The sequence below is a fragment of the Micromonospora echinofusca genome (genome assembly GCF_017614955.1).
GTDB lineage: Bacteria > Actinomycetota > Actinomycetes > Mycobacteriales > Micromonosporaceae > Micromonospora > Micromonospora echinofusca_A.
In genome coordinates this window covers 1-2,914 of the sequence record NZ_WVUH01000551.1, presented here as the reverse complement: position 1 = coordinate 2,914, position 2,914 = coordinate 1, and the positions used below count along the sequence as shown (strand labels likewise).

The 2,914-nt window shown below is 69.4% G+C and carries 3 protein-coding genes; 2 read left to right on the top strand and 1 reads right to left on the bottom strand.

Annotation, left to right across the window (positions count from 1 at the left end):
- Positions 1–349 precede the first annotated feature (349 nt).
- Positions 350–1,204 (bottom strand): ABC transporter permease, encoded by an 855-nt coding sequence (locus GSF22_RS32540; RefSeq protein WP_208817744.1) that lies wholly within the window; start codon positions 1,202–1,204, stop codon positions 350–352.
- Positions 1,205–1,549: 345 nt separating this feature from the next.
- Between GSF22_RS32540 and GSF22_RS32535 the strand changes: the two genes are divergently transcribed.
- Positions 1,550–2,056: a winged helix-turn-helix domain-containing protein gene (locus GSF22_RS32535; protein WP_208817743.1), complete on the top strand. Its 507-nt coding sequence runs from the start codon at positions 1,550–1,552 to the stop codon at positions 2,054–2,056.
- Between the two features lie 117 nt (positions 2,057–2,173).
- On the top strand, positions 2,174–2,914 hold a 741-nt coding region (locus tag GSF22_RS32530; protein ID WP_280117023.1), incomplete at its 3' end, for a Clp protease N-terminal domain-containing protein.

Below are 2,914 nucleotides of genomic sequence, written 5' to 3'. Positions count from 1 at the left end.
GGGTACGGCGGTGACAGGGCACGCGGGCGCCGTCCGGCCGGGTGGCAGCGACCGTGGGGCGGCAGCCGGGGCAGAGTGGGACCGGGCGCGGGTAGGCGAGCTGGCGGGCAACGTGCGACCCGTGCCGGGCCGGGCACCGTGCGGTGCCCCGATGTCCCGCGCGTCGATGTCCCGCGCGCCGACGGACCCGGCGGATCCCCGGCGGGTGGACCGGCTGTCCGGCGTGGAGGGCGCTGCCGCGCCGCAGGCCACCGATCGACCGCCGCGGCTGACAGCGCCGCCACCGCTGCCGGTGCGGCTGACGGAGCCGCCACCGCTGCCGGGTGCGCCGGGCCGGGGCGCCGGCCGGTCAGTGCCGGGTGCGGCGGCGGTAGGCCAGGGCGGACAGCGGGGCGAACACCGCGATGGTGCCGACGGCCCACGCGACAGCCACCCAGACCGTGTTGCCGAGCGGCTGGTCGAGCAGCAGGGCCCGGACGGCGTCCACCACGGCGGTGACCGGTTGGTGGGCCGCGAACGCGCCGACCGCGCCGGGCATCGTCTCCACCGGCACGAAGGCACTGCTGACCAGGGTCAGCGGGAACAGCAGGCTCAACCCCAGGGTCTCCACCATCTCCACGCCGCCGACGAGCAGGGCGATGAGCGCGGACACCCAGGCCATGGCCAGGGCGCAGAGCAGCAGCAGGGCCAGGGCACCGACCCAGGCCAGCGGGTCCGCCTGCGGCCGGAAGCCGACCAGGGCGCCGGTGGCCACCATCGCCAGCAGCACCAGCAGACTGCGGGCCAGGCCGGCGATGGTGTGGCCGGCGAGCACCGAGGCCCGGGCGATGGGTAGCGAGCGGAACCGGTCCAGCATGCCGCCGTAGAGGTCCCGGGCCAGGCTCGCGCCGATGGTGACCGCGCCGAGGGTGACGGTCTGCACCAGGATGCCGGGGACCATGAAGTTCGGGTACGTGGTGTCGATGCTCATCTCGACCGCACCGCCGAACACGAACCGGAACAGCAGGACCAGGAGTACCGGTTCGATCAGCGAGAAGATCAGCAGGGCGGGTCGGCGGCGCATGTGGATCAGGTTGCGGCGGACCAGCACGGCTACCTCGTCGACCCGGTGCCACAGCGAGGTCGCCACGGGAGGGGGTGCGACGGTGGCCGGTGGGCCGCTCGGCCGGGCCACGGCGCTGATCTCGGCGGTCGGACGGCGCACCTGGCCTCCCGGATGTCGGTCAACTTCCTCGCCCTGATTCAAGCGCCGTCATCGATCTGTCGAGTGGAATCCATCAGCGGGTCAAAAGAAATATCACCGGCTGCAACCTTGTCAAGTCATTGGTCAATCCCGAGTCACGGCTGCTAGCTGTGACGATGGCAAGATCATCTGTTCTCAGCAAACCCCCAGGTCAAACGTTTGACATAAGCTGAGTGTAGTTGTTGATCTCCGAGTCAAGCGGTTGACAAAGGGGCAGCTCGATGTAAGTCTTTCAATGGCTTTGGCGCCTCGGGGATAGCCGGCGCCGCTTCCTCATTCGGTAGTCCGCCTGAAGGTAGGTGAACGATGACCGGAGTTCAGTACGAGACCGATGTCAAGCTGGTCCGTTGGCCGGCTGAAGAGGTCCGTCGGGAAAGGTACCGGGCACTGGGGATCCCCCGGCTGCTCGTTGTCGAGGGTGGCTGCCGGCCACCGGTGTGCAGTGATGCCAAAGAGGACTGGATCCGGGCTCCCGTCAGCCGGACCGACCTCGAGGCCCGGATGGCGACGCTGCGGGCGAAAGCCTGGGTGGACCGGGTGCCGGAGATCGACCCGGTCGGCGTCCTGCGCCACGGGGGCCGGTCCTGCGCCATCTCGCCCACTGAGGCCGACCTGTTGGAGTGCCTGATCCGGAGCTTCGGTGAGGTGGTCTCCCGCGAGGAACTGCTGCAGTGCCTGCCCGAGCGACCGACACTCAGCCGCCGCAACGCACTGGACCTGCACATCATGCGGGTACGCAGGCGGATCAAGCCGCTGAACCTGGCGATCCGCACTGTGTGGGGACAGGGATACCTGCTTGAATTGGTCAAGTAACAGCCGGTCCGGTCGCGGCCCGGGGACGGTCAACGGTCGTCGGGCGGCGCGGTCGCACGACGGGTGATCCGTCACCCGGTGGGCCGCCGGCGTGGGGCACGTGAGGAGCACGAGGGCATGTTCGAGCGGTTCACCGACCGAGCGCGACGGGTTGTCGTCCTGGCCCAGGAAGAGGCCCGGATGCTCAACCACAACTACATCGGGACAGAGCATGTCCTGCTTGGCCTGATCCACGAGGGTGAGGGCGTGGCGGCGAAGGCTCTGGAGAGCCTGGGCATCTCGCTTGAGGGTGTCCGCCAGCAGGTCGAGGAGATCATCGGCCAGGGCCAGCAGGCTCCGGGCGGTCACATCCCGTTCACCCCGCGGGCCAAGAAGGTCCTGGAGCTGTCGCTGCGTGAGGCGTTGCAGCTCGGCCACAACTACATCGGCACGGAACACCTGCTCCTGGGTCTGATCCGGGAGGGTGAGGGCGTCGCCGCCCAGGTGCTGGTGAAGTTGGGTGCCGATCTGAACCGGGTGCGGCAGCAGGTCATCCAGCTGCTCTCCGGCTACCAGGGCGGCAAGGAGGCGCCCGCCTCCGGTGCCGCCGCAGCCGGTGGCGAGGCGGCCTCCTCGACCAGTGCCGTCCTGGACCAGTTCGGTCGTAACCTGACCCAGGCGGCCCGGGAGGGCAAGCTCGACCCGGTGATCGGTCGCTCGACCGAGATCGAGCGGGTCATGCAGGTGCTCTGCCGGCGGACGAAGAACAACCCGGTGTTGATCGGGGAGCCGGGTGTGGGTAAGACCGCGGTGGTCGAGGGTCTGTCCCAGAAGATCATCAAGGGTGAGGTGCCGGAGACGCTGAAGGACAAGCAGCTG